This window comes from Oscillibacter ruminantium GH1 (assembly GCF_000307265.1).
Classification (GTDB): Bacteria; Bacillota; Clostridia; order Oscillospirales; family Oscillospiraceae; genus Oscillibacter; species Oscillibacter ruminantium.
This window is the reverse complement of the sequence record NZ_DF158896.1, coordinates 300,326-319,476: the sequence shown is the minus strand read 5'-3', so window position 1 is coordinate 319,476 and position 19,151 is coordinate 300,326. Positions and strand designations below refer to the sequence as shown.

Annotated in this window: 15 protein-coding genes; all 15 read right to left on the bottom strand. The window is 58.1% G+C overall.

Annotation, left to right across the window (positions count from 1 at the left end; genetic code table 11):
• Positions 1-8: 8 nt before the first annotated feature.
• The 15 genes from malQ to ON16_RS01520 all read right to left on the bottom strand — a co-directional run bounded on the left by malQ (position 9) and on the right by ON16_RS01520 (position 19,044).
• Positions 9-1,478 carry a 4-alpha-glucanotransferase gene (gene malQ, locus ON16_RS01590; protein ID WP_040658826.1) on the bottom strand — a complete coding sequence of 490 codons (1,470 nt, stop codon included), beginning with the start codon at positions 1,476-1,478 and terminating at the stop codon, positions 9-11.
• Between the two features lie 124 nt (positions 1,479-1,602).
• Complete coding sequence (gene argF, locus ON16_RS01585) at positions 1,603-2,586, bottom strand: ornithine carbamoyltransferase (protein WP_040658823.1); 984 nt, start codon at positions 2,584-2,586, stop codon at positions 1,603-1,605.
• A gap of 19 nt (positions 2,587-2,605) precedes the next feature.
• Entirely contained in the window at positions 2,606-3,784 is a 1,179-nt protein-coding gene (locus ON16_RS01580; protein WP_040658822.1) for an aspartate aminotransferase family protein, read from the bottom strand.
• A 3-nt stretch (positions 3,785-3,787) separates the two neighbouring features.
• Positions 3,788-4,648 carry an acetylglutamate kinase gene (gene argB / locus ON16_RS01575; RefSeq protein ID WP_040658820.1) on the bottom strand — a complete coding sequence of 287 codons (861 nt, stop codon included), beginning with the start codon at positions 4,646-4,648 and terminating at the stop codon, positions 3,788-3,790.
• Between the two features lie 194 nt (positions 4,649-4,842).
• Entirely contained in the window at positions 4,843-6,066 is a 1,224-nt protein-coding gene (gene argJ / locus ON16_RS01570) for a bifunctional glutamate N-acetyltransferase/amino-acid acetyltransferase ArgJ (RefSeq protein WP_040658818.1), read from the bottom strand.
• 90 nt (positions 6,067-6,156) lie between these two features.
• Positions 6,157-7,092, bottom strand: coding sequence for an N-acetyl-gamma-glutamyl-phosphate reductase (gene argC / locus ON16_RS01565; protein ID WP_040658816.1), 936 nt, complete (start codon positions 7,090-7,092; stop codon positions 6,157-6,159).
• Positions 7,093-7,107: 15 nt separating this feature from the next.
• Positions 7,108-8,493 carry an argininosuccinate lyase gene (argH, locus tag ON16_RS01560; protein WP_040658814.1) on the bottom strand — a complete coding sequence of 462 codons (1,386 nt, stop codon included), beginning with the start codon at positions 8,491-8,493 and terminating at the stop codon, positions 7,108-7,110.
• A gap of 143 nt (positions 8,494-8,636) precedes the next feature.
• A complete protein-coding gene (locus ON16_RS01555; protein WP_040658812.1) occupies positions 8,637-9,860 on the bottom strand; it encodes an argininosuccinate synthase in 1,224 nt (407 codons plus the stop codon).
• Positions 9,861-10,198: 338 nt separating this feature from the next.
• Entirely contained in the window at positions 10,199-10,921 is a 723-nt protein-coding gene (deoD, locus tag ON16_RS01550; protein ID WP_040658810.1) for a purine-nucleoside phosphorylase, read from the bottom strand.
• A gap of 78 nt (positions 10,922-10,999) precedes the next feature.
• Positions 11,000-12,073, bottom strand: a complete 1,074-nt coding sequence (mtnA, locus tag ON16_RS01545) for an S-methyl-5-thioribose-1-phosphate isomerase (RefSeq protein ID WP_040658808.1) — start codon at positions 12,071-12,073, stop codon at positions 11,000-11,002.
• Positions 12,074-12,082: 9 nt separating this feature from the next.
• Complete coding sequence (locus ON16_RS01540; protein WP_040658807.1) at positions 12,083-12,613, bottom strand: nitroreductase family protein; 531 nt, start codon at positions 12,611-12,613, stop codon at positions 12,083-12,085.
• A gap of 89 nt (positions 12,614-12,702) precedes the next feature.
• Positions 12,703-14,742 carry a methyl-accepting chemotaxis protein gene (locus ON16_RS01535; RefSeq protein WP_051131463.1) on the bottom strand — a complete coding sequence of 680 codons (2,040 nt, stop codon included), beginning with the start codon at positions 14,740-14,742 and terminating at the stop codon, positions 12,703-12,705.
• Between the two features lie 172 nt (positions 14,743-14,914).
• Entirely contained in the window at positions 14,915-15,334 is a 420-nt protein-coding gene (locus ON16_RS01530) for a metallopeptidase family protein (RefSeq protein ID WP_051131529.1), read from the bottom strand.
• Between the two features lie 26 nt (positions 15,335-15,360).
• The gene (locus ON16_RS01525; RefSeq protein WP_040658805.1) at positions 15,361-17,523 is read right to left on the bottom strand and encodes a Tex family protein; all 2,163 of its coding nucleotides are present in this window, start codon (positions 17,521-17,523) and stop codon (positions 15,361-15,363) included.
• A gap of 36 nt (positions 17,524-17,559) precedes the next feature.
• A complete protein-coding gene (locus ON16_RS01520) occupies positions 17,560-19,044 on the bottom strand; it encodes a DUF1846 domain-containing protein (RefSeq protein WP_040659794.1) in 1,485 nt (494 codons plus the stop codon).
• Between the last annotated feature and the right edge of the window lie 107 nt (positions 19,045-19,151).

Genomic DNA, 19,151 nt, shown 5'->3' with positions numbered 1-19,151 from the left:
GCCGTCCATCAGCCGATCCGGGGCGGGCAGCGGCCCGCGTCCAGCGTGAGCTGATAGATTTCGTCTGCCAGCGCGTTCAAATCCACGTCCGAAACCATGCGCCAGCGCCAGTTTCCGTTGGCGGTTCCGGGGACGTTGATCCGGCCGGTATCCCCCAGATAATCCTGCATCTGGGCGATGAACGTGTCTGCCACGCTGGTCTGCCCCGCCAAAAGCAGGCGGCGGCGCAGTTCCTCCGGTGTTTTTGCGCCCAGATACCGTTTGGCGTAAACCGTCTCCGTCCCGTCCGCCGTCCAAGCGGCGGCGGGAGCGTTGTCGTGCGTCCCCGTATACAAAACGCAGTTTTTCACGCAGTTGTGAGGCAGATAACCGTTTTCCGGGCCGTCAAACGCGAATTCCAGTACCTTCATCCCCGGCAGGCCGGATGCTTTCAGCAGCTCGCCCACATCCGGCGTCAGCATCCCCAAATCCTCTGCGATAAACCGCAAATGGGGAAACCAGCTGGTGAGCACGCCCACCAAATCCATGCCGGGGCCGGTTTCCCAGCGGCCCTCCTTGGCAATAGATGCTCCGGCTGGGACGGACCAATAGCTTGCCAGCGCCCGGAAGTGGTCGATGCGGATGGCGTCGAACAACTCCCCCGCCCGCTCCACCCGGCGAATCCACCAGCCAAAGCCGTCCGCTTTCATGTAGGGCCAGTTATACAGGGGATTTCCCCACAGCTGGCCCTCGGCGCAGAAATAGTCCGGCGGAACGCCCGCCACAGCGGCAGGACGACCCTCCCCGTCCAGCAAAAACTGCTCCCGCTCCGCCCACACGTCGGCAGAATCCAGCGAGACATAGATGGGCAGGTCCCCCAGGATTCTGACGCCCGCGGCGTTGGCATAGGTTTTCAAGGCGGTCCACTGCTTTGAAAACACATACTGCACCCAAATCTGATACGCTAAATCCTCCCCATGCTCCGCCTGCCAGCGCTCCACCGCAGAAGGCTCCCGGCGGCGCAAGCCCTCGTCCGGCCAGTCCTGCCACGGCAGGCCGCCAAAGGAATCCTTGATTGCCTGATAGGCCGCATAGTCCCGCAGCCACAGACGCTGGGCGGCAAACGCCGCCGCGCTGTCCCGGTCGCGCGCTCGGGAAAAGGCCAGCCGCAGCAAGCGGACGCGGCTGGCGTTGACGGCGGGATAGTCCACTGCCCGACTGTCTCCCGCCGGAATCGAGGCCAGCTCCTCCGCCGTCAGAAGTCCGTCCTCCGCCAGCAGGTCAAGGTCAATGAACACCGGATTTCCGGCGTGGGTAGAGACGCTTTGATAGGGGGAGTCTCCGTTCCCCGCAGGTCCCACCGGAAGAATCTGCCACCAAGTCTGGCCCGCGCGGCGGAGAAAATCCACAAAATCCCGGGCACTTTGGCCCAGAGAGCCGATTCCATAGGGGGACGGCAGGGAAAAGACTGGCATTAAAATGCCGGCAGTGCGCTCCATTGGCAAGCCCTCGCTTTTCAACATGAATTCAGATACTCAGTTTATGCGATCCCCTGTCGGATGTCAAGAACGGGAGATACGCAAAGGCCAAAGCCGCGCCGTGTGAACACGGCGCGGCTTTGCTTTATTTCATCAGGCAGTACATGATCGCCTTAATGGTGTGCATCCGGTTTTCCGCCTCGTCGAAGACGATAGACTGGGGAGACTCAAACACCTCGTCGGTCACCTCCATGGCCTCCCGCCCAAACTTTTCCCCCATCTCCTTGCCTACCTTGGTCTTATGATCGTGATAGGCGGGCAGGCAGTGCATAAAGCGGCATTGTGGCCCGGCGTTATCCATCAGCTGTTTGGTAACCTGATAGGGACCAAGGGCCGCGATACGCTCCGCCCAAACTTCGGTCGGCTCGCCCATGGACACCCACACATCGGTGTAGAGCACGTCGGCATTTTTCGTGGCAACCATAGGGTCCTCTTCAAATTCCAGCGTTGCGCCCGTCTCTTCGGCAATGGCCTGGCACTGGTCAATCAGCGCCTGATCGGGGAAGTACGCCTTGGGGGCGCAGGCGACAAAGTGCATCCCCATTTTTGCGCAGCCCACCATCAGAGAGTTTCCCATGTTGTACCGGGCATCCCCCAGATACACCAGCTTCACGCCTTTGAGCTTTCCGAAATGCTCCTGCACCGTGAGGAAATCGGCCAAAATCTGCGTAGGGTGAAATTCGTTGGTCAGCCCATTGAACACGGGGACTCCGGCATACTGCGCCAGTTCCTCCACAATGTCCTGGCCAAAACCACGGTACTCAATGCCGTCATACATCCGCCCCAGCACCCGCGCGGTGTCTGCGGTGGACTCCTTCACGCCGATCTGAGAGCCGGTCGGTGCCAAATAGGTGCTGCCCATTCCCAAATCCTGCGCCGCCACTTCAAAAGCGCAGCGGGTGCGGGTGGAGGTCTTTTCAAAAATCAGAGCCACGTTTTTCCCCGCAAGATATTGGTGAGGAACGTTCGCTTTCTTTTTCGCCTTAAAATCGGCGGCGGTATCCAAAAACTCCTGAATTTCCTCAGGAGTAAAGTCCAGCAGCTTTAAAAAGTGGGTATGTCCGTTCACGTTGCTTCCTCTCTTTCTCTCAGCCAAGCGTCTTTTTCATGATGGCGATGCCCGCATCCATCTCCTCTTTGGTGATGACCAGCGGAGGCAGCAGACGCATCCCCGGCCCGGCCGTCAGCACCAGCAGTCCGGCCTCTACCAGCTTGTTGGCAATTTCGCCGTTCCTGTACCCCTCAGCCATCTCAATGCCGATCATCAGTCCCAAACCACGGGTCTTGCCGAAGCAGGGCAGGCACAGCGTCTCGATCTGGGCGCGCAGGTACTCGCCCTTTTCCCGCACCTGCGCCAAAAACTCGTCAGACAGGACATCCTGCACCACAAGACCCGCCGCGCCGCACACGGGGTTTGCCCCAAAGGTGGTGGCGTGGGTGCCGGGGGCCAAGACGTTCCGGCATTTCTCGTTGGCCATGATGCCGCTCATGGGAAGACCGCCCGCAATGCCCTTGGCAAAGGAGCATACATCCGGCAGAATCCCGTACTGCTGGAACGTGAACAGACTGCCGGTACGGCCCACGCCGGTCTGCACCTCATCCACCAGCAGCAGCCAGTCCTTCTCCGCGCAGAGCTTTGCAACCGCCTGCACATAGTTCTTGTCCAGCGGCAGCACGCCGCCCTCGCCCTGTACCAGCTCCATCATCACGGCGCAGGTATCGTCTCCGGCAACGGCTTTCAGAGAGTCGAGACTGTTGGCCTCGGCAAATTTGAAGCCCTCCACAAAGGGGAAGAAATAGTTATGGAATTGATCCTGCCCGGTAGCGGTCAGAGTGGCCATGGTGCGCCCGTGGAAGGAGTTTTTCAGGGGGATGATCGTGGCTCGGCCCTTGCCGTACTTATCAAAGCTGTATTTTCTCGCCAGCTTAATCATGCCCTCGTTGGCCTCGCCGCCGCCATTTGCAAAGAAGACGTTGCTCATTCCGGTGCGCTTGCAGAGCTTTTCCGCAAGGCGGGCGCACGGCTCCGTGTAAAACAGGTTGGACGTGTGCCCTGCCTTTTTCGCCTGCGTGAAAGCAGCCTGAGCCCAAAGCTCATTGCCATAGCCCAGATCACACACGCCGATGCCGCTGGTAAAGTCGATGTACTCTTTGCCCTCCGGGCTGTAAAGCCTCGCGCCCTTACCGTGGTCGATCACCACGTCAAAGCGGCCGTAGGTATTCATTACATATTGATTGGTAAGGCTTTTAATCTCCTGAGAAGTCATCACTCAGTCCTCCTTTTTCAGCATGGTGCCGATTCCGGCATCTGAAAGCAGTTCAATTAGTATGGAATGGGGAATTCGTCCGTCTAGAATGTGAACCCGCTCCACGCCGCCGGAAATCGCCGACACGCAGCACTCCATCTTGGGGATCATGCCCCCGGAGATCACGCCGTCTGCGACCAGCGCCGCCACCTCTTGCGTGTGAACCACACGAATCAAGGTTTCGTCGTCATGAGGGTCTTGAAGCAATCCCCTGACGTCGGTGAGCAAAATCAGCTTTTCGGCTTTCAGCGCCTGCGCCAGCTTGGCGGCAGCGGTGTCCGCGTTGATGTTATAGGCGGTGTCCGCGTCCGTCCCCTGTGCCACGGTGGAGACGATGGGAATGTATCCGGCGGCAAGCGCGTCCTCCACCGGTTTTGGATTCACGGTCGTGATCTCGCCTACCAGACCGTATTTTTCATCCAGCAGCTTCGCCTGAAACAGACCGCCATCCAGACCGCACAGGCCAATCGCGTGTCCGCCCAGCCGCTCCGCCAGAGAGACGAGGTCCTTGTTCACCTTGCCGCAGAGGATCTGCTGAACCACGTCCATCGTCTCTTCGTCGGTGTAACGCAGACCGTCCACAAATTTGGACGCCTTGCCCAGTTTTTTCAGCATGGCGCCGATCTCCGGGCCGCCACCATGCACCACTACTACCCGGATACCCACAAGGCTCAAAAGGATGATATCACTCATCACCGCCCGCCGCAGTTCCTGCGAGATCATGGCGTTTCCGCCGTATTTCACCACGATGGTTTTGCCGGTGAACTTTTGAATATAGGGCAGTGCCTCCACCAGTGTGCGGGCCTGCTGTTCATGTGATGCCATGGATGTTCAGCTCCTTGTGTAGATTGCCGTCTCGCGGCAGGAATCAGTGGCAGGGATTTTGCTCCTATCTTCCCTTCTCCCCGTTCGTCTCGCGGAAAGCCCCCGCTTTTTTCGGAAGAGGAGGCGCAAGGGAGCGAAGCGCAGTTTTCGCCAGCAAGGCGGAAACGAAGCGCGGCGGACTTTGCGCCGACGAGTCAAGTGCGGTAGTCCCCGTTAATCTTGATATAATCATATGTAATGTCGCAGCCCCAGCAGGTGCAAGCGGCCTTGCCCTCGCCCATCTGAACATTGATCTCCACATCGTGCTCCGTGAGGATGGTTTTTGCCAGCATCTCGTCAAAATCCAAGCCCCGGCCCTGATGGCAGACCTCGATGCTGCCCGCCGTACTGGCAAACCAGACATTCACCTTTTCCGGGTCAAATTCCACGCCGGAATAGCCCATGGCGCACAGCACCCGGCCCCAGTTAGCGTCCGCGCCGAAGACAGCCGCTTTGGTCAGCGTGGAGGAAATGACAGACTTACACACCGTCTCGGCGGTCTTCTCATCCGCTGCGCCTGTAACCGTGCAGGTCACCAGATGCTTGGCTCCCTCGCCGTCGCTTGCCATCTTCTTCGCCAAGGCGATAGCAAGAGTCTGAAGCGCCTCTAAAAATTCGCCGTAAGCGGCATTTTTCTCGGTAATCAGCTCATTGCCCGCCAAGCCGTTGGCCAGAACGCAGCAGGTATCGTTGGTGGAGGTGTCTCCGTCCACGCTGATGCGGTTGAAGCTGACCCCCACCGTGTCCAGCAGCGCGGCATGAATCATCTCCGAAGAAATGGCACAGTCGGTGGTGAGGAAGCAGAGCATGGTACCCATGTTGGGGTGAATCATGCCGCTGCCCTTGGCAATGCCGCCCATGCGAACGGTCTTTCCGCCCACGCTTGTTTCCACCGCCACTTCCTTTTTGACCGTGTCGGTGGTCATGATGGCGCAGGCCGCCGCATCGGAGCCTTCCGCGCTGGCGGTAAGGTTTTTTACCAGCTCTGGCACCGCATCCTCAATGACCTTTACCGGCAGGGTCTGACCGATCACGCCGGTGGAGGACACCAGCACATTCTCTGCCGGAATCCCCAGCGCCTTTGCAACGGCGGCGCACTCCGCCTCAGCGTTTTCCTTGCCCATGGGGGCGCAGGCGTTGGCATTGCCGCTGTTGGCAATGATGGCCCGGGCCCTGCCGTCGGTCAGGTGGGCCTTGTCCACATGGATGGGGGCCGCCTTTACCACATTTTTTGTAAAAACCGCCGCCGCCGCACAATCCACGTCGGACACGATCAGCGCCACGTCCTTTTTCTGTAAATTATGGGTCTTAACGCCCGCGTGAAGGCCGGATGCGCGAAAGCCCTGCGCGGCGCAAACGCCGCCATCAATCAATTTCATCTGATTCTCTCCTTATTCCTGTTCCCCAGTTGGCGGGCCAAACGGGGGCCTCCGCTGATTTGACTTGTACGGCGCACACGCGCCGCTGCGTTACTCCAGCCCCGCGCCTTCGTCAAAGCCCAGCACCAGATTCATGTTTTGCACCGCCGCGCCGGAGGCGCCTTTTCCCAGATTATCGAACAGCGCCGTCACGGTGATCTGTTCGTCGTTTCCGGCCACCTCCAACTTCAGCTGATTCGTCCCCGCCAGCATGGCGGCAAACAGCACCGGCCCATCCCCGCCGTAAGGGGCAACAGAAACAAATTTCTGTTCCGCGTAGTACGATGCCAGCGCATCCCGCAGTTCCCGCCCGGACAGTTTTCGGGTCAGCAGATCCCTCTGAAGCATAATCGTGGTGGCCATTCCCTTATAAAAATCGCCCACCACCGGGACAAAGATCGGCGGATGTGTCAGTCCGCAAATCTGTTCCATCTCCGGCAGGTGCTTGTGGTTCTGGTTCAGCCCGTAAATCCGCTCGGATGCAAGCAGCCCGTCCGAATCCTCCGCCTCATACTCCGCGATCATCTGCTTTCCCCCGCCGGAATAGCCGGTGAGGGAAAAGCAGGTCAGGGGATAGTCAGATGGGAGAATCCCCATCCGCACCAGCGGCGCGGCGGAGGAGATCAGGCCGGTGGCGTGGCAGCCGGGATTTGCAATGCGCTTTGCACCCTTGATGGCGGCGCGCTGCTCCTCGGACAGTTCCGGGTAGCCATAGACCCAGCCGGGGGCTGTGCGGTGGGCGGTGGAAGCGTCAATGATACAGGTGTTGGGGTTTTCCACCAACGCCACAGCCTGCCGCGCCCCGTCGTCGGGAAGGCAGAGAAAGGCTACATCCGCCGCGTTCAGAAATTTCTTCCGCTCCTCATCGTCGTGGCGCTTCTCGTCGTCGATGCGGAGAAGCTGGATGTCTTCCCGGCCCTCCAGCCGCTCCCAAATCTGCAATCCGGTGGTGCCGGACTGTCCGTCGATATAGACCTTTGGTTTCATAAAAGCACCCTCTTTTTACTGCATGCTTCGGGCCTTTACAAAGTCCTCCACCGCCTTGATCTGCCGGGCAGTTTCCGCCACGGCAGGCCCGCCGTAGCTGGATCGCTGACCCATGCAGGTTTCAAGACTCAGCGCATCGTATACATCGTCTCCAAAAAGAGGCGAAACCGTTTTCAGCTCCTTGAGACTCAGCTCTTCCAGCGTCTTCCCCTGCTGGCCGCACAAGGCCACCAGATGCCCCACCACGGTGTACGCATCCCGGAAGGGCATCCCCTTTTTCGTCAGATAGTCGGCGCAGTCTGTCGCGTTGATGAAACCATGGCCGGCAGCCTTGCGCATATTTTCCGGATGAACGGTCATTGTGTCGATCATGGCGGTAAACACGGGGAGACACATCTCCACGGTGTCGATGGCGTCGAACACCGGCTCCTTGTCTTCCTGCATGTCCTTGTTATAGGCCAGAGGCAAGCCCTTCATGGCGGTGAGCAGACCCATCAGATCGCCGTATACCCGCCCGGTCTTGCCCCGAACCAGCTCCGCCACATCCGGGTTCTTCTTCTGAGGCATGATGGAAGATCCGGTGGCATACGCGTCGTCCAAATCAATGAATTTAAATTCCCAGCTGCACCAGAGGATGACCTCCTCGGAAAAACGGGAGAGGTGCATCATCAAAATGGACAGGGCCGACAAAAGCTCCAGCGCGTAATCCCGGTCGGAGACGCCGTCCAGCGAGTTTCCCATGGGAGCGTCAAAATCCAGTGCCTTGGCTGTCTCCCACCGGTCGATGGGATAAGTGGTTCCCGCCAGCGCGCCGGAACCGAGGGGGCATTCATTCAGGCGCTTTTTGCAGTCCTCCAGCCGCGTCACGTCCCGGCTCAACATCGCCGCATAGGCCAGCAGATGCTGGGCAAAGGAGATGGGCTGGGCTCGCTGCAAATGGGTGTATCCGGGCATCACCACGGTCTGGTACTTCGCCGCCTGCTTTGCAAGGACGGACTGGAAGTCCAGCAGCTGCGCGATGATGGCAGGAATCTCACGCCGGACGTACATCCGAAAGTCCAGCGCCACCTGATCGTTGCGGCTGCGGGCGGTGTGGAGCCGTTTTCCCGCGTCGCCGATGCGGGCGGTGAGCAGCGCCTCCACATTCATGTGGATATCCTCGTTGTCGGCGGTGAATTCCACCTTGCCCGCCTCGATATCCGCCAAAATGGCCTTCAGGCCTTCGGAGATGGCTTTTGCGTCCTCTTGGGAGATCACGCCGCAGTCCCCCAGCATTTTCGCGTGGGCAAGGCTGCCGGTGATATCCTCCTTGTAAAGCCGCTGGTCAAATTGGATGGAGGCGTTGAAGTCGTTCACCAGCGCGTCGGTTTCCTTTCCGAATCGTCCGGACCAGAGTTTCATAATCTTGCTCCTTAATAGAAATCGGCGGGAGTAAAAGGCTCCCGCCCGATTTCTGTAATTTCAGAGGGGCCGCCGGGCCGGGGGACCGTCCCGGTGGTTCCCGGCGGAACTTCATTTCGCCGGGAGGCGAAAATCAGTTTGGATTACAGCTTGTGCTGCTCTCTCAGCGCCTGCACGGTGTCCGGCAGGCCCCAGAGGTTGATGAAGCCGGTGGCATCGTTTTGGTTGTAGTCGCTTTCCTCAAACGTCACCAGATTTTCGGAATACAGACTGCAAGGAGAGGTAATCCCCGCGTTGATGATGTTGCCCTTGTAGAGCTTCAGCTTCACCTCGCCGGTGACATGCTCCTGCGTCTTGTCGGCAAAGGCGCTGAGGGCCTCCCGCAGAGGGCTGAACCACTTGCCGTTATAGATCAGATCCGCAAAGTCCACCGCCAGCTTCGTCTTCATGTGGGCGGTGTCTTTATCCACGGTGATCATCTCCAGGGCCGCGTGAGCATGATATAAAATCGTGCCGCCCGGGGTTTCGTAAACGCCCCGGTCCTTCATGCCCACCAAACGGTTTTCCACAATGTCCAAAAGGCCGATGCCGTTCTTTCCGCCCAGTTCATTGCACTTGCGGACAATATCGCTGCCCTTCATCTTTTCGCCGTCGATGGAGACGGGAACGCCCTTTTCAAAACCGATGGTCACATAGGTCGGTACGTCGGGCGCGTCCACCGGACTGACGCCCATTTCCAAAAAGCCCGGCTGTTCATACTTTGGCTCGTTGGCGGGGTCTTCCAAATCCAGCCCTTCGTGAGAGAGATGCCACAGATTCTTGTCCTTGGAGTAGTTTGTCTCGCGGCTGATCTTCAGGGGGACATTGTGGACCTCGGCATAGTCGATTTCCTCATCACGGCCCTTGATGTCCCATTCACGCCAAGGGGCAATGATGGTCATTTCTGGCGCAAAGCGCTTGATGGCCAGTTCAAACCGGACCTGATCGTTGCCCTTTCCGGTGCAGCCGTGACAGATGGCGTCGGCGTGCTCCTTCTTGGCAATCTCCACCAGCCGCTTGCCAATGATAGGACGGGCAAAGGCGGTACCCAGCAAATACTGCTCGTAAGTCGCGCCCATCTTCATGGACGGGAAAATCACCTCGTCCACCATTTCGTCGGTCAGATCCTCGATGTACAGCTTGGACGCGCCGGTCTTCTTGGCCTTCTCCTCCAAGCCCTCCAGCTCGTCCGCCTGCCCCACGTTGCCGGAAACGGCAATGATCTCAGGGTCGTTGTAGTTCTCCTTCAGCCAAGGAATGATGATGGACGTATCCAAACCGCCGGAGTATGCCAGCACGATCTTCTTGATATCTTTTTTATCTTTCATAACAGGAATTCCTCCATCGAACATTTTTGATGGGTTTATTATACGGTACTATCGGATATTTATTCAAGTGTAATCCTGCACAAAGATTTTACCAAACTTTGGGTGCTTTTGCATTTATTGATGTTTTATTCTTTGTAAAATGTATATTTTCAATAGTTATACATTTATAGATGGTTTTTTATTATATCGCATCTCTTATATACAAATATACACGCAGATGTGAAATATTCACACCTGCGTGTATACTGAAAATTTATTCTGTTTTTTGAGCAACGCCGCGCAACTCGGCAAGGATGATTTGCAAAGGGCCGCAGGCGCATTGTGCGGCGCTGCCTTAGTTAATTCAGAGACTTCCACGCCGTCTCCAGCGCAATCTCCATCATCTCGTGGAAGGAATCCTGCCGTTCCTGAGGGGATAGGGCCTCGCCGGTAAAGATGTGGTCGGAGATGGTCAGGATGGACAGCGCCTGCTTTCCGGCCCGCTGGGCAGTCCAGTAAAGCCCCGCCGTCTCCATCTCCAACGCCAGAATACCGAACTTGCGGTACATCTCGCCCGCGGCGGCGTTGTCGTTGTAAAATTGATCGGCGGTAAACACCTGACCCACGTCCGCCCGCACACCCAGACATTCCGCCGCCGCCACCGCGTCTTTCAGCAGCGGATAGCTGGCCGTGGCAGCCAGCTGGCCCGGAAAGCCGTATTGATCGGCAAAGTGGGAATTGGTGGAAGCGCCCAGCGCGATCACCACATCCCGGACGCGGACGCTGTCCCCCACGCCCCCCGCAGAGCCGATGCGGATGATGGAATCCACATCATACATATGATATAGTTCGTAGGTATACAACCCAATGGAGGGCACGCCCATCCCGTGTCCCATGACGGATATCTGTTTGCCCCGATAGGTGCCGGTGTAGCCCAGCATACTGCGAACCATGTTGAAGCAGACCGGGTTTTCCAGATAGTGTTCGGCCACATATTTGGCGCGCAGAGGATCGCCGGGCATCAAAACTGCCTTTGCGATTTCGCCGGGCTTTGCCTCATTGCAGGCGGAAGGAGTCGCCACAGTTGATTCCTCCTTGTAATATTATTTGCTGAATACTCCGTTTTGTTGTCGAAATCTTTAAAATTTGTGAAGATTAAATCAGTTTCCCTTGAACAGTGCCGCAAGGGATTTGGTATACGGAGGGCGGCACACGCCCTGCTCTGTAACAATGCCGGAAATCAGCGTGTGATCCGTCACATCGAAGGCCGGGTTATAACACTTCACCTCGGGCAGAGCCATGGGCTTTTCGTACCACAGGTTCTTGATCTCCTCCGGGTCCCGCAGTTCGATGGGAATGTGCTCCCCATCGGGACAGTCCATATCGATGGTGGAGGTGGGGCCTAACACATAGAGCGGAATGCCGTAATGCTTGGCCAAAATCGCCACGCCGGAGGTCCCGATTTTGTTAGCGGTGTCGCCATTGACGGCAATGCGGTCACAGCCCACAAAGCAGGCCTGTACCCAGCCGTTTTTCATCACAATGGAGGCCATATTGTCGCAGATCAGCGTCACATCCACGCCGGAGCGCTGCAACTCATAGCTGGTGAGCCGCGCGCCCTGCAAAAGAGGGCGTGTCTCGTCGGAGTAGACCTTAAACTTCATTCCCCGCTCCGTTCCCAGCAGAATGGGACCCAGAGCCGTTCCGTACCGGGAGGTGGCAAGTGGTCCCGCATTACAGTGTGTCAGGATACCGTCCCCGTCCTTTACCAACGTCAAGCCGTATTCGCTGATGGCCTTGCACTTGGCAATGTCATCCTCGTGGATCGCCACCGCCTCTTCATACAGCGCATCCAGCATCTGTCCCCGGGTGCAGCCCACATGTTCAAGGGCTGTGCGCAGCATCCGGCGAATTGCCCAGTTCAGATTCACCGCCGTGGGACGGGAGGAATCCAAATATTCGCCGTAGTCGCTGAGTTTTTTGAAAAACACCTGCTGATCCTCGCCCCGGATGGACTTGGCCAGCACATACATGCAATATCCTGCGCAGATGCCGATGGCGGGCGCGCCCCGGACCTTCAGCGTCCGAATGGCGTCGTACATCTCCTCCGCCGTTTGAAGGTGGATTTCCTTTTCCTCGCCCGGAAGCAAGGTCTGGTCAATGATATAAAGGGCTTCCGCTTTTCGGTCATAACGGATGTTTTGCGCGTGTATCACGCTTTGAAGTTCAGTCATGTCCACTCCTCAAACCCGGACGATATAGCCGTCCTTACGAGGCGCGGGCGCGTTAGGCTCCATCGCCACATAACCCAGAACGCAGTTGCCAACGCCGATCAGCGTCTCGGGAAGATTCCACTTTTTCAGCAGAGCCTTACCCTCGGGCCGTTCAAAGGTTTCTTTTGCCCGGTTGATCCAGCAGGAGCCAACGCCCTCCGCTGCCGCCGCGTTCATCAGGTTGCCCATTACCAGCGCCCCGTCGCACCGGGCGTTGGCCTCGTTAGTCAGCGTGGGGTCCGCCAGCACCACCGCCACGGTGGGCGCGCCGTAAAACGGGTCCGCGCCGGAATTGCCCTGAATCTCGGCGTTGAGCTGGGAAAGCTGGGCAATTGTCTCCGGGTCCTGCACCAGAACAATGGTGGCGGACTGCTTGCCCATCGCGCTGGGGGCATAGGTTCCGGCCTTCAAAATCTCCTCAAGGGCCGCAGCCTCCACCTGACGGGGCTGATACTTGCGGATACTTCTGCGCTCCAGAAGAGTTTTTACCGTCTCGTTCACAGTTGATCTTCCTTTCTGTCATGACGCCCGCGCCCAATTCGGCGCGGGCGTCTTACCATTCCAAGCAGGCAGGCCCCCGGGACCTTTGCTCAGCGAATTTTAAATTTCTGCATGAGTTCCAACAGGGTCTGCGCCTGCCGCAGCAGATCATCGCTGGTGGCGGCGCTCTCCTCCGCTGTGGCGGAGTTGGTCTGCACAACGCCGGAGATCTGCTCGATGCCCTGATTGATTTGTGCGGCGGAGGATGCCTCCTGCGCGGCGTTGTCCGAGATCTCGGTCACCGTCTTGTTGACTTCGTTCACGCCGTTTACCACGCGCATCAGCGACTGGGCAGTTTTATCCGCGATACCCGTGCCGCGATGCACCGCGTTCAACGCGTTTTCAATCAGCGCCGCCGTATCCTTGGATGCTTCCGCGCTCTTTCCGGCGAGGTTTCGCACCTCGTCCGCCACAACGGCAAAGCCCTTGCCAGCGCTGCCGGCGCGGGCAGCCTCCACAGCGGCGTTCAGCGCGAGGATGTTGGTCTGGAAAGCGATGTCCTCAATGGTTTTGATAATCTTGTCGATCTGGTCGGACGCAGTTTTGATATCCGTCATGGCCTGAAGCATTTCGTTCATCTGACGGTTGCTCTCCTCCGCCTCTTGGCCCACGGCATATACGCGCTGGTTGGCCTGCACCGCACTGTTGGCGCTGGAGGAAATTGAATCGTTGATTTCATTGATCGTTGCCGCCAGTTCCTCCACAGAGGAAGCCTGCTCGGTCGCGCCCTGACTCAGCGTCTGCGCTCCGGCAGAGAACTGGGCGGCGCTGCTGGACACCTGAGAGGTAGCATTCAGGAATTCATGGAACGTCTCGTTCAAAGAATCCAAAATCTGATCCATGGACTTTCGGATCTCTGTGAACTCGCCTCGGAAATCCGCCTGCGGCATTACGAGAAGATTTCCTTTGGAAATCTCCCGCAGGACGTTGTCAATATCCTTAATATAGGATTTCAGAGCCTCCACTGTTTCGTAAAACGCTCCGGTGAGCGTTCCGATCTCGTCCTTGCGCTTGGAAACCTTCACCTCGCTGCTCAAATCGCCCTGCGCCAGCCGATACATCCGCTCTGTCGCCTCGCGGATGGGATTGGCCACGCTGGTAACATACTTTCCCACCAGAATCACGCCCACCACCATGCACACGATGGAGCAGAGCAGCAGCGTCATAACGATATACACAATCGATGCGGTCATTTCCCGCATGGGCGCCACCGCACCCACCGACCAGCCTTCGGCCTCCGTTACCGGGCGGAATGCGCAAATGCGCGCCCCCGTCTCGTAGCTGTACTCATCCACGCCGGTTTCGCCGTTGATCATGCGGGTGTACACCGCGGCCGTGGCCTCATAGCCCGGGTCCGTCTTGCCTTTTTCAATGAAATTCTGCTGTTCTTCCACAAGCTGCGGATTCTTACTGGCGATCATCACACCATCAGCGTCAATCATAAAGACGTTGCCGCTGGTTCCAACCACCACATCCTTGATTTGGTCGCTGAAATACTGCGCGTCCACCGTCAGGAGCACACAGCCGGTGCTGGTGGGCGCAGCGACAAAAAACCGCACTGAGCCGTCTTTCAGCTTTCGGGTGGTGCTCATAGCAGCCTTGCCGCTTTTCGCTTGCTGCACGCACGGGTCAGACAGCAGGTCGGCATTGGAGAGAAATTCGTCCGTTTTTAATACATTTTGCCCAAAAATAATTGCCGCATCGGAAAAACCATAATCCGCAAGCGACTTTTTCACCCGAATGAACGCAGACATCTGTCCGTCCGTCTCCGCCGCGTCATAAATCCGCGCCATAGATTCCGCGTTGCTCTTCAAATTTCGAATCTCGCTGGACACTGCCTTCTCCGCCACCTGACTTATGGCACCCATATCCTCGCGGACGTTGTTCTTAATGGCGTATGTACTGGAAATGATCCCCGCCGCCACGGTCAAAACAATGGTAACGAGAAAAATGGATGTCACCGCGGCAATCATCTGACTGCGCAGTGTGGTCACCTTTGCCCGCTTTTCCTTCTTGGCACCGTTCTTCTTAGCGCTGTTCTTGCTGGCGTCGCTTTTTTCAGCGACGCCGCTCACCTTTTTCTTCTTCATCTTGTTCCTCCCACCGGTATTTCTCTATTTTTCTTTTTATTCTGGTGGGACGCATATCCGCAGGACACGCGTCTTCAGATACCATTCTACTTATCGGCAAAAACGATACAAAATATAAGGGGGGTTTGCAATTTTTAGGTAAATATTCCCCCACACACCGTCGGGCGGCCCCTCAGCAGTCCGTATCTTCCTTGGCGGGGCGCCTCGCTTGCTCCCGGCGGCGGTATTCCTCGCGAAATTCCGCCATCTCCTCTTCGTCCCGGTCATCCAGTCCGTGCAGTCCGCCAAGGCCCTCCATATGGTGGGTCAGCTCGTGGGAGAGGGTGGTCCAAAGTTCATCGGACCAGTCCTCCTCCGTCCACTCCTCTTTTTGGGCCAGAGCGGCGAAAGACCCATAGTAAAGGTTGATATACTTCCCCAAGCAGTCGTCGCAGAATTCCCCCATGATGTACAGCTCTCCGCCGGGAAATTCCGGGTCCTCCACCGCGTCCTCCAGCAGATTCACCCCGCCGTTGAGTCCCCGGAACAAAGCCTGCGGAAACTGCTCGGCAATCTCATCCAGCGCGTCGCCCGTCTCGTCAAAGGTCAGCATGGTCACAGGAATCCGCCTCCTATTTGTTACTTCGCCTGCTTCATGGAAAGGGAGATTCGCTTTTTCTTCGCGTCCACTTCCAGCACAACCACCTTCACCACATCTCCCACGGATACGGCCTCGGAGGGGTGCTTGATGAACTTGTCGCAGACCTGTGAAATATGCACCAGTCCGTCCTGATGAACGCCGATATCCACAAACACGCCAAAGTCGATCACGTTGCGGACCGTTCCGGTCAGCGTCATGCCGGGCTTCAAATCCTTCATATCCAACACATCCGTGCGCAGCACGGGCTTTGGCAGCTCGTCCCGGGGATCGCGGCCCGGCTTTTGCAGCTCCGCCGCCACGTCCAGCAGCGTCGGCAGGCCCACGCCGCACTCCGCCGCCGCCTTTTCTTCGCCATAGGCCTTCAACCGGTCGGGCAGGCCCCCAAGCGTCCCGGCCTTCACGTCGTCCATGGTATATCCAGTCAATTTCAGCAGCTTTTCCGCTGCGGCATAGCTCTCGGGGTGGACGGCGGTGTTATCCATCACATTTTTGCTCTCCGGCACCCGCAAAAAGCCCGCGCACTGTTCAAATGCCTTTGGCCCCAGCTTTGGTACCTTCAAAATCTGTTTGCGCGCGGTGAACGGGCCGTTTTCCTCCCGGTATTTCACCACGTTTTTAGCCGTGGTCCCGTTCAGTCCCGCCACATAGCCCAAAAGGGAGGGCGACGCCGTGTTCACGTCCACGCCCACGGCGTTCACGCAGTCCTCCACCACGCCGCCCAGTGCCTCGTCCAACTGCTTTGCGGGGCAGTCGTGCTGGTACTGGCCCACGCCGATGGCCTTAGGGTCGATTTTTACCAGCTCCGCCAGCGGGTCTTGCAGCCGCCGGGCGATGGACACGGCGGAGCGGAGGTTCACGTCGTACTGCGGAAATTCCTCCGCCGCCAGCGGACTTGCGGAATAGACGGAGGCCCCGGCCTCCGAAACAATCATGTAGCTTAGCTTTCGGCCCATGGCGGAAAGTTTTTCAATCAGCTCCACCGCCATCTGCTCCGTCTCCCGGCTGGCGGTGCCGTTGCCGATGGCGATATGCTCCACGCCGCAGCTCACGGCCATACCGGCCAGCTTGTTGATGGCCTCGTTTTTCTGCCGCTCGCCATAGGTTGGATACACCACGGCGGTGTCCAGCACCTTGCCGGTGCCGTCCACCACAGCGACTTTACAGCCGTTGCGGTAGCCGGGGTCCAACCCCATGGTGACCTTGCCCTTCACCGGCGGCTGCATCAAAAGCGGTTTTAGATTCAGCGCAAACTGCCCGATGGCCCCTTCGCTGGCGCTGTCGGTGAGAAAATTACGAATTTCCCGCTCAAGGGAGGGAAACAGCAAACGATCCCACGCGTCGTCCGCTGCCGCGCGGACAAAGGCGTTGGCGGCGGAGCCGGGACGCAGCACCATGCGCCGCAGCGTTACCAGCGCGGCCTCCCGGTCGATCTCAAGGCCGACTTTCAGTTTTTCCTCCCGTTCACCCCGGTTGACAGCCAAAATTTGATGACCCTGCAAACGGGAGACGGACTGGTTGAAATCGTAATACAGGCGATAGACCGTATCCTCGTCGGTTGCGGCCTCGCTGTAGAGGATTGCCTGCCGCTGCAAGAACCCCCGCAGGGTCTTACGGACCTCTGCATCGTCGCTGATCCTCTCGGCCACGATGTCGGAAGCCCCCGCCAGCGCGTCCTCCGCCGTTTCCACTCCTTTTTCCGGGTCGATGTATTTCGCGGCTTCCAAAAGCGGGTCGGGGCAGTCCCGTTCCTGCGCGTACAGCAGCAGCGCCAGCGGCTCCAGCCCCTTTTCCTTTGCCACGGTTGCGCGGGTACGGCGCTTTTGCTTATAGGGTCTGTAAAGGTCCTCCACCTCTGCCAGCGTCTTTGCGCTGTCAATGGCGCAGGCCAGTTCCTCCGTCAGCTTGCCCTGGGTTTCAATAGCGGACTTCACCGTCTCCCGCCGCTCCTGCAAACCCCTCAAATAGGTGAGCCGCTCGTCCAGCGTCCGCAAAACCGTGTCGTCCATCGCTCCGTGAAGCTCTTTGCGATAGCGGGCAATAAAGGGAATGGTGTTGCCCTCGTCGATGAGCTTCACCACGTTTTCCACATACTGCGGATTTTGCTTCAATTCCTCGGCCAGTTGTTGAATGATCGGGTCCATAGATCTCGTCCTTATCTTCAGATTTGTACGTTTCCCTTATTTATGATACAGCGCTCCGCTGCCGAATTTCGCCTCGCAGCTCACCCGGATTCCCAACCGCCGCAGCAGCTGCTCGTCCACCGGGGAGAGAATCACGGTGAAATGTGCCTCGCAGTCCCGCAGCTTTGGCAGCTGCTGCTGGGCAAGCTCCGCCAGCGGGTTGGTCAACGCGGAGATGGTCAGTGCCAGGAGCACCTCGTCCGTGTGGAGGCGGGGGTTTTTGTGGCTGAGATATTCCGTTTTCAGGCGGCATACCGGCTCCAGCACCTGCGCGGAGATCAGCTCCAGCTGATCGGCGATGCCGCCCAACGTTTTCAGCGCGTTCAGCAGCAAGGCCGACGCCGCCCCCAGCGTGGCGGAGGTCTTACCCGTGACGATGCGTCCGTCCGGCAGAAGCATGGCTCCGGCGGGCGCGCCGGTGTCCTCCGCCTTGGCAAGGGCCGCTCCCACCGCAGGACAAACCTCCGGCGTCACGTCGGCCTGATTCATTAAAAGCTCCAGCTTTCGAACCGCTTCCGCATCTCCCCGGCCCCGGGCCGCATCTGCCTTTGCGGTGTAAAACCGCCGCAAAATCTCCCGCCGGGATGCCAAACGGCACACCTCGTCATCCACAATGCAGTTGCCCGCCTGATTGACCCCCATGTCCGTGGGGGACTTGTAGGGCGAGGAGCCTTGAATCTTGCGGAACATGGCGTCCAGCACCGGGAAGATTTCTACGTCCCGGTTGTAGTTCACCGCTGTTTTGCCATAGGCCTCCAGATGGAAGGGGTCGATCATATTCACGTCGGAAAGGTCCGCCGTGGCGGCCTCATAGGCCACGTTTACCGGGTGCTTCAGCGGCAGGTTCCAGATGGGGAACGTCTCGAATTTCGCGTATCCCGCCTGCACGCCCCGCTTGTGCTCATGATAGAGCTGGCTGAGACAGGTGGCCATTTTCCCGCTGCCGGGGCCGGGAGCCGTCACCACCACAAGAGAACGGCTTGTCTCGATGAAATCGTTTTTCCCCAGTCCTCCGTCACTGACGATATGCTCCACATCCGCAGGATAGCCTGCAATGGGATAGTGGCGGTAACACCGCACGCCCAGACTCTCCAACCGGTAGCGGAAGCTCTCGGCGGCGTCCTGTCCCTCCCACCGGGTGATGACCACGCTGCCCACGTACAGTCCCAGCGCTCGGAAATTATCAATCAGGCGCAAAACATCCTCATCATAAGGAATGCCCAGATCGCCCCGAATTTTATTTTTTTCGATATCCCCCGCCGCGATGGCGATGACAATCTCCACATCGCTTGAAAGCTGCTGAAGCATCCGCACTTTGCTGTCCGGTGCAAAGCCCGGCAGCACCCGGGAAGCGTGGTAATCGTCAAAAAGTTTTCCGCCGAATTCCAGATAGAGCTTTCCCCCAAAATCCCCGATTCGGCGGCGGATATGTTCCGACTGGAGTTTTAAATATTTTTCGTTGTCAAATCCGATGTTTTCCATGTTGCGCGTCCCCTCCCGCGTTTTTTCACTGTTTTCTATATAATAAAGGTATCCCATCTCCGCTGTCCGGACATGATAGCGGCAGACGTTCCTTCGATCCTCCGCAA

What these genes read in the sequence shown, in the direction of transcription:
- malQ (WP_040658826.1), bottom strand. Translation starts at nt 1,478, where the DNA reads ATGGAGCGCACTGCCGGCATTTTAATGCCAGTCTTTTCCCTGCCGTCC.
- ON16_RS01580 (WP_040658822.1), bottom strand. Translation starts at nt 3,784, where the DNA reads ATGACTTCTCAGGAGATTAAAAGCCTTACCAATCAATATGTAATGAAT.
- argB (WP_040658820.1), bottom strand. Translation starts at nt 4,648, where the DNA reads ATGGCATCACATGAACAGCAGGCCCGCACACTGGTGGAGGCACTGCCC.
- argJ (WP_040658818.1), bottom strand. Translation starts at nt 6,066, where the DNA reads ATGAAATTGATTGATGGCGGCGTTTGCGCCGCGCAGGGCTTTCGCGCA.
- argC (WP_040658816.1), bottom strand. Translation starts at nt 7,092, where the DNA reads ATGAAACCAAAGGTCTATATCGACGGACAGTCCGGCACCACCGGATTG.
- argH (WP_040658814.1), bottom strand. Translation starts at nt 8,493, where the DNA reads ATGAAACTCTGGTCCGGACGATTCGGAAAGGAAACCGACGCGCTGGTG.
- ON16_RS01555 (WP_040658812.1), bottom strand. Translation starts at nt 9,860, where the DNA reads ATGAAAGATAAAAAAGATATCAAGAAGATCGTGCTGGCATACTCCGGC.
- mtnA (WP_040658808.1), bottom strand. Translation starts at nt 12,073, where the DNA reads ATGACTGAACTTCAAAGCGTGATACACGCGCAAAACATCCGTTATGAC.
- ON16_RS01535 (WP_051131463.1), bottom strand. Translation starts at nt 14,742, where the DNA reads ATGAAGAAGAAAAAGGTGAGCGGCGTCGCTGAAAAAAGCGACGCCAGC.
- ON16_RS01530 (WP_051131529.1), bottom strand. Translation starts at nt 15,334, where the DNA reads ATGCTGACCTTTGACGAGACGGGCGACGCGCTGGATGAGATTGCCGAG.
- ON16_RS01525 (WP_040658805.1), bottom strand. Translation starts at nt 17,523, where the DNA reads ATGGACCCGATCATTCAACAACTGGCCGAGGAATTGAAGCAAAATCCG.
- ON16_RS01520 (WP_040659794.1), bottom strand. Translation starts at nt 19,044, where the DNA reads ATGGAAAACATCGGATTTGACAACGAAAAATATTTAAAACTCCAGTCG.